The following is an 848-nucleotide window of genomic DNA, read 5'->3' on the forward strand; positions in this document are numbered from 1 at the left end:
GACTACACCTTTAAACGACCCGGCTGGGCAGGGCGTTTTGATCAGGAAGGCCAGCACCAGGATTACCAGCGCACACAGTATGAAGTGTATGACTACCCCGGACGTTTCAAGGGTGCCCACGGGCAGAACTTTGCCCGCTGGCAGATGGATGGCTGGCGAAACAACGCAGAAGTGGCGCGCGGAACAAGCCGTTCTCCGGAGATATGGCCGGGACGGCGAATTGCGCTGACGGGGCATCCGCAGGCGAACCTGAACCGGGAATGGCAGGTGGTGGCAAGTGAACTGCACGGCGAGCAGCCGCAGGCGGTGCCGGGACGCAGTGGTTCAGGTACCACGCTGAATAACCACTTTGCGGTAATACCGGCAGACCGGACATGGCGGCCACAGCCGTTGCTGAAACCGCTGGTGGATGGCCCGCAGAGCGCCGTCGTGACGGGACCGGCAGGCGAGGAAATCTTCTGCGACGAACATGGTCGCGTGCGGGTGAAATTTAACTGGGACCGTTATAACCCGTCAAACCAGGACAGTTCATGCTGGATCCGTGTGGCACAGGCGTGGGCAGGCACCGGGTTTGGTAACCTGGCGATACCGCGTGTGGGTCAGGAGGTCATTGTGGACTTCCTCAACGGCGATCCGGACCAGCCGATTATTATGGGGCGTACCTACCACCAGGAAAACCGCACCCCCGGCAGCCTGCCGGGAACAAAGACGCAGATGACCATTCGTTCGAAAACCTATAAGGGCAGCGGGTTTAATGAACTGAAGTTTGACGATGCGACAGGGAAAGAACAGGTCTACATCCACGCGCAGAAGAACATGAACACCGAGGTGCTGAATAACCGCACCAC

General features: G+C 59.1%; 1 protein-coding gene. It reads left to right on the plus strand.

Annotation, left to right across the window (positions count from 1 at the left end):
• A partial coding sequence (tssI, locus tag FQZ95_RS08630; protein WP_160530094.1) for a type VI secretion system tip protein TssI/VgrG occupies positions 1-848 on the plus strand: 848 nt, incomplete at both ends.

Origin of the sequence: Escherichia sp. HH41S, from assembly GCF_009820115.1 — a bacterium.
Taxonomy (GTDB): domain Bacteria; phylum Pseudomonadota; class Gammaproteobacteria; order Enterobacterales; family Enterobacteriaceae; genus Escherichia; species Escherichia coli_F.